At 61.2% G+C, this 6,391-nt stretch carries 4 protein-coding genes; all 4 read left to right on the top strand.

What is annotated here, in order from left to right:
* The first annotated feature begins 1,034 nt into the window (after positions 1 to 1,034).
* From ACYVI2_RS28650 to ACYVI2_RS28635, 4 genes are read left to right on the top strand one after another with little or no spacing between them, the layout of a single operon-like run.
* Complete coding sequence (locus tag ACYVI2_RS28650) at positions 1,035 to 3,479, top strand: bifunctional salicylyl-CoA 5-hydroxylase/oxidoreductase (RefSeq protein WP_415822436.1); 2,445 nt, start codon at positions 1,035 to 1,037, stop codon at positions 3,477 to 3,479.
* On the top strand, positions 3,476 to 4,267 hold the full coding sequence (locus tag ACYVI2_RS28645; protein WP_415822434.1) for an SDR family NAD(P)-dependent oxidoreductase: 792 nt from the start codon (positions 3,476 to 3,478) through the stop codon (positions 4,265 to 4,267). The genes ACYVI2_RS28650 and ACYVI2_RS28645 overlap by 4 nt, the downstream gene beginning before the upstream one ends.
* Before the next feature lie 54 nt (positions 4,268 to 4,321).
* Positions 4,322 to 5,179 (top strand): enoyl-CoA hydratase family protein, encoded by an 858-nt coding sequence (locus ACYVI2_RS28640; protein ID WP_415822433.1) that lies wholly within the window; start codon positions 4,322 to 4,324, stop codon positions 5,177 to 5,179.
* 1 nt (position 5,180) lies between these two features.
* Positions 5,181 to 6,350: an acyl-CoA dehydrogenase family protein gene (locus ACYVI2_RS28635; protein WP_415822431.1), complete on the top strand. Its 1,170-nt coding sequence runs from the start codon at positions 5,181 to 5,183 to the stop codon at positions 6,348 to 6,350.
* Positions 6,351 to 6,391: the final 41 nt, after the last annotated feature.

The raw sequence follows: 6,391 nt of genomic DNA, 5'->3' as shown, positions 1-6,391 counted from the left end.
GTTCTGTTGGTCGTCGAGCCGAGGCAATCGGCCCGGCCGGGCTTCACAAAGTCGGTCCGGCGCGCGGGCGCCGGACACCGTGTTCGCTCGCTTCGTCCGGCCCCTACGGGCCTCCCTTCAGCGTCCGCTCCACTCGACTTTGAGGCGCCCGGCCGGGCCGATTGCCTCGGCTCGACTGGCATCAATTAGAATTCTCTGCATCGCTGGCATGGCTTTCTTGCTTGGCGTTTTTCTGCAGCCGCATTGGTAAAGAGAAAGATCTTGCGGTGCTGCTTTCGGAGGACGCCCAGCGCGTCCCCCTCAAGCGATCGGTCCGGGCATGCGGTAGGGGTGGCGTGGTGCCTGGTTGGAGGATCTGCTTGGCTGCGTTTGATGCTTGCGGCGATGATGCGTAGGGCACTTTTTTTGGCGGCGTATCCATAGCATGTCTGTGCTCTGGGTCAGAGTTCATCGCTGCGGACGTGATTTGCGCTCACCATGAGCGCGCTATAACGAGTGCCATGCGTGGCATTACGTCAATGAGACTCGAGAGATCTTTTGTCCCGCAACGGTGCCACAGCCTGTGCATGCCCATCCCGAACGCGATTTTCGGGGGTGCAGGGCACCCGAAAATCGCAGCCCTGCAAGATCTTTCTCTTCCCCCAGACTGATGCAGAAAAACGCCAAGCACGAAAGCCGTGCCAGCGATGTGATGAGCTTGAGTTACTGCGAGTCGATGCGGGGCAGTGGCCGCGTGGGGGCGCCTCGTGGCCGAGTGGAGCGGACACCGTAGGGAGCGCGAAGGCGCGGACGAGGTCAGCGAACACGGTGTCCGGCGCGCAGGGCGCCGGACCGGCCACGTGAAGCCCCCACGCGGCCACTGCCCCGCATCGACGTCCAATAGCACTAATCCCTCCCTCACCAACGAAACCCCGCACACAAAACCCCCTTGCACGAATCCCTCCCCAGCTATATAGTTGAAACCTAAACTATTTGATCGCCAGGAAACAGCAGTAACCCCCTGGTAAAGAGCCGTTTTCACGGAGTCATGTGTCATGAAGATTGTCTGCCTAGGAGGCGGCCCCGCGGGTCTGTATTTCGGGTTGCTCATGAAATTGCAGAACCCTGCCAACGAAGTGACAGTGATCGAACGTAACCGGCCGTATGACACGTTTGGCTGGGGCGTGGTGTTCTCTGACGCCACGATGGACAACCTCCGGCAGGCCGATCCTGTGTCGGCGCAGACGATTGGCGATGCGTTCAATCATTGGGACGACATTGAGATCAATTTCCAGGGACAGAGCATCCGGACCAGCGGGCACGGATTCATAGGCATCGGCCGCAAGAAATTGTTGAATATCCTGCAACAGCGCTGCGAAGACGTCGGCGTAAAGCTGGTGTTTGAGACATTCGTACAGGACGACCAGGCCGTGGCGCAGCAATACGATGCCGATCTGGTGATCGCCTCCGATGGTCTGAACAGCGTCGTGCGTACCCGCTACGCGGAAACGTTCAAGCCGGATATCGACACGCGCCGTTGCCGGTTCGTGTGGTTGGGAACCACCAAGGTCTTTGATGCATTTACCTTTGCCTTCGTGCAGACCGAGCACGGCTGGTTCCAAGCGCATGCCTATCGATTCGAGGATGGACTGTCGACGTTCATCGTCGAGACGCCCGAGGAAACCTGGCAGGCCGCAGGGATAGGAGAGATGAGCCAAGAGGAAGGCATCGCCTTTTGTGAAAAGCTGTTTGCGCCTTGGCTGGATGGGCATAAATTGATCAGCAACGCAGCGCACCTGCGCGGCGCAGCGATCTGGATCCGTTTCCCTCGCGTGATCTGCAATACCTGGGTGCAGTGGAACACGCTCGATACGCCGCGCGGCGAGCGTCGCGTACCCGTGGTGTTGATGGGGGATGCCGCGCATACCGCACATTTCTCGATCGGCTCAGGGACCAAGCTGGCGCTCGAGGACGCCATTGAGTTGGCGCGCTGTCTGGGAGGCGCGGAGGGCGGACTGGAGCAGGGCCTGCAGCATTACGAGGATGTGCGCAGCGTCGAGGTGCTAAAGATTCAAAACGCTGCCCGTAACTCCACCGAATGGTTTGAAAACGTGCAGCGTTATGCGGACCTGGACCCCGAGCAGTTTGCCTATTCACTGTTGACGCGTTCGCAACGGATCTCGCACGAAAATCTGCGCTTGCGTGATCCTGCCTGGTTAAATGGCTATGAAAGCCGTCTGGCCCAGCGTGCGGCAGCGCAGGTGGGCGATGCCACTGAGGCCGCAGGCCTGAAAAACGCAACGCGAGCCTCTGGTGCTGCGACAGCGGCTCCGCAGGTCGGCGCTGCATCGGATAACGCCTCTGCCACCGCTGCGCCTTTGCCGATGCTGACACCGTATCGCGTGCGCGGCACCACCCTGAAGAACCGCATTGTCGTCTCTCCCATGGCGATGTATTCCTGCGTGGACGGTGTTCCCGGCGAGTTCCACCTGGTGCATCTGGGGGCCCGCGCGATGGGCGGTGCAGGCCTGGTCATGGTCGAGATGACATGTCCTTCGCCGGATGCGCGTATTACCCCGGGATGTCCAGGGCTATGGAACGACGAGCAGGCCCAGGCGTTCGGCCGTATCGTGGATTTTGTGCACGCTAACAGCGATGCGCGCATCGGGATGCAGTTGGGCCATGCGGGCCGCAAAGGCTCTACGCAGTTGGGCTGGCAGCAGATGGATCATCCGCTTCCAGACGGCAACTGGCCGCTGTTGTCGGCTTCTGCATTGCCTTATTTGCCGGGCGTTTCCCAAACGCCGCGTGCGATGACGCGCGAGGACATGGACCGCGTGCGCGATGATTTCGTGGCATCGGCACGCCGTGCCGCGCAGGCCGGGTTCGATTGGCTGGAATTGCACTGCGCACACGGGTATTTGCTGTCCAGCTTCATCTCGCCTTTGACCAACCAGCGGGATGACGAATATGGCGGCAGCCTGGAAAATCGCCTGCGCTATCCGCTGGAGGTATTCCGCGCGGTGCGTGAAGCCTGGCCTCAGGATCTGCCGATATCCGTGCGTATTTCCGCTCACGACTGGGTTGAGGGCGGGATCACTGCGGACGATGCGGTCGCGATCGCACGATATTTCAAAGCGGCAGGGGCGGACATGATCGATTGTTCGTCAGGCCAGGTCAGCCCAGATCAGCACCCCGTATACGGCCGCATGTATCAGACGCCTTTTGCGGATCGGGTGCGTAATGAGGCCGGAATTCCCACGATCGCAGTCGGTGCGATTTTCGAGGCCGATCATGTCAACGGCATCATCGCCTCCGGCCGTGCGGATCTGTGCGCGCTGGCTCGCCCGCATCTGGCCGATGCCGCATGGACATTGCGGGAGGCTGCACGCGTCGGTTACCGTGATACGGCGTGGCCGAAACAATATGCGGCAGGCAAGCGCCAACTCGAAACCAACTTTGAACGCGCCGCACTGTTGGCGCAATTGGATGTCAAATGAACGCGTCTATCGGCGTATTGGATGGCCGTCACGCTCTGGTGACGGGCGGCGCCCGCGGTATAGGCCTGGCCTGCGCGCAGGCCTTGCAGCAACGTGGGGCAGCGCTGACCTTGCTGGGGCGCGACCGGGCCGCACTGGATGCTGCCGTGGCCGCGTTGAGCAAGCATGGCCAGGTCCATGCCGTGGTTGCTGATATTGCCGACGAAGCCTCGGTACGAGCGGCCTTTGAGCAGGCGGCACAGCATAGTGGCGCCGTGGATATTCTGGTCAATAACGCAGGCCAGGCGGTCAGTCAGCGATTCGATCGCACCGACGCGGCAACATGGCAGTCCATGTTGGCGGTGAACTTGACCGGCACCTACCACTGCACGCAGGCCGCGCTGCCGGGCATGTTGGCCGCCGGATGGGGACGAATTATCAATGTCGCCAGCACGGCAGGTTTGATCGGTTATCCCTACGTCAGTGCTTATTGTGCAGCCAAGCATGGTGTGGTGGGCCTGACTCGCGCATTAGCGCTGGAATTGGCGCGCAAGGGCATCACCGTCAACGCGGTTTGCCCGGGTTTCACCGAGACCGACATCGTGCGCGATGCCGTGAGCAATATTGTCAGCAAGACGGGCCGCACGGCTGAGGCTGCGCGTGATGAGTTGGCTGCCCGCAACCCCCAGGGCCGTCTGGTGCAACCCGCAGAGGTTGCAGAGACGGTTGCCTGGCTGGCCCTGCCGTCATCGTCATCCATCAATGGCCAGGCCATTGCCGTCGATGGCGGCGAGGTCATGCCAGGCTGAAACTTTGAACTTATTTCCATCCCAGAGACACGTCGCGGATCAGCAGGAGACATCATGACCGAAGCATCCACAGAGCACACCATGAAACATCATCGCCGTCCGTATGCAAACTATGCGGCGCGGACTTTCCTGTGGGAGGTGTCAGCGGATGGCAAGGTTGCGACGATCACCTTGAATCGCCCCGAGCGCAAGAACCCGTTGACGTTCGATTCGTATGCCGAGCTGCGGGATCTGTTTCGCAGCCTGTCCTATGCCACGGATGTCAAAGTGGTCGTGGTGACGGGGTCCGGCGGTAATTTCTGCTCGGGTGGCGACGTGCACGAGATCATCGGACCGTTGACCAAAATGAGTATGCCCGAGCTGCTGGATTTCACCCGGATGACGGGCGATCTGGTCAAGGCGATGCGGGCCTGCCCGCAGCCGATTGTGGCGGCTGTGGACGGTGTATGTGCAGGTGCGGGGGCAATGATTGCCTTGGCATCGGACATGCGTCTGGGTACCCCGGCGGCGAAGACGGCTTTTCTGTTCACGCGGGTAGGGCTGGCTGGGGCAGACATGGGTGCTTGCACGTTGCTGCCCCGGATGATCGGCCAGGGGCGCGCATCCGAGCTGCTCTATACCGGACGCTCCATGAACGCAGAAGAGGGCTCGCAGTGGGGGTTCTTCAATAGCCTGCACGACAGTGGGCAGCTGTTGGCAGCGGCTCAGACGCTGGCCGCGCAATTGGCCGCCGGCCCGACGTTTGCTCATGGCATGACGAAAAAACTGCTGCATCAGGAATGGAATATGGGTGTGGACGAGGCGATCGAGGCGGAAGCCGAAGCGCAAGCCATCTGCATGCAGACACGTGATTTCCATCGGGCCTATGAGGCGTTCGTGGCCAAGCAGAAACCGGTCTTCAAAGGGGATTGAGATGGCGGACACGTCGTGGCTGGATTGGCCTTTTTTCGAAGATCGTCATCGTGAGATGGCTGCCGAGCTGGAGGCGTGGTGCATCGATGCCTTGGCCGATATCGACCATCACGATACGGACGAAGCATGCCGCCGATTAGTCGCCGCACTGGGTCAGGCGGGCTGGTTGCGTTATTGCGTACCTGCGGGTCCTGACAATACGTGGGGAGGCGCGCTGCCTCAGGTCGATTCGCGCATGGTGTGCATTTTGCGCGAGACGCTTGCACGGCACGAAGGATTGGCGGATTTTGCGGCGGCGATGCAGGGATTGGGCAGCGGGGCGATTGCGCTGATGGGATCAGATGCGCTGCGTCAGCGTTATTTGCCCAAAGTGGCCAGCGGGCAGGCAATTGCCGCGTTCGCGCTGTCGGAGCCGGACGCTGGCTCCGACGTGGCGGCACTGTCTTGCTCGGCGCGCCTCGACGGTGACCATTATGTGCTCGATGGTGCCAAGACCTGGATTTCCAACGGCGGCATCGCGGACTTTTACTGCGTCTTTGCCCGGACGGGCGAGGCGCCGGGCGCGCGAGGCATCTCCGCGTTTGTGGTGGATGCCGACACGCCGGGATTCAGTGTTTCCGAACGCATTGATGTCATTGCACCGCATCCGTTGGCGACACTGACGTTCGATAATTGCCGTATTCCTGTTGCGCAACGGTTGGGCGAACCGGGACAGGGATTCAAGCTCGCCATGATGACGCTGGATATTTTCCGCGCATCGGTGGCGGCTGCGGCATTGGGTTTTGCGCGCCGGGCGTTGGATGAGGGCCTGTCGCGCGCACGCGAGCGCCGCATGTTCGGCCAGGCCCTGGCGGACTTGCAGTTGACGCAGGCAGCCCTGGGCGACATGGCGACGGCAATTGATTCTGCCGCGCTGTTGACGTATCGCGCTGCCTGGCTGCGCGACGTCAAAGGCGTGCGTACGACACGGGAGGCTGCCATGGCCAAGATGGCCGCGACAGAGTCGGCGCAGGCGGTCATCGATCGCGCATTGCAAATGTTCGGCGGCGCCGGAGTGGTATCGGGCATGCCTGTCGAGAAGTTGTATCGGGAGATCCGCGCCCTGCGCATTTACGAGGGTGCGACGGAAGTCCAAAAACTGATCATCGCCAGAGAGCTGCTTAAAGACTAGCCAACTAGCAACGGCAGCCCATCATCGCATCGCAAGGGGAA

It is taken from the genome of Bordetella tumbae (genome assembly GCF_054780995.1).
Note: the sequence above shows the minus strand (reverse complement) of the source record. Positions and strands in the feature narration are given on the sequence as shown.

Bases quoted from the DNA above. Each gene is read 5' to 3' on its own strand.
- ACYVI2_RS28650 (WP_415822436.1), top strand. From the start codon at position 1,035: ATGAAGATTGTCTGCCTAGGAGGCGGCCCCGCGGGTCTGTATTTCGGG.
- ACYVI2_RS28645 (WP_415822434.1), top strand. From the start codon at position 3,476: ATGAACGCGTCTATCGGCGTATTGGATGGCCGTCACGCTCTGGTGACG.
- ACYVI2_RS28640 (WP_415822433.1), top strand. From the start codon at position 4,322: ATGACCGAAGCATCCACAGAGCACACCATGAAACATCATCGCCGTCCG.
- ACYVI2_RS28635 (WP_415822431.1), top strand. From the start codon at position 5,181: ATGGCGGACACGTCGTGGCTGGATTGGCCTTTTTTCGAAGATCGTCAT.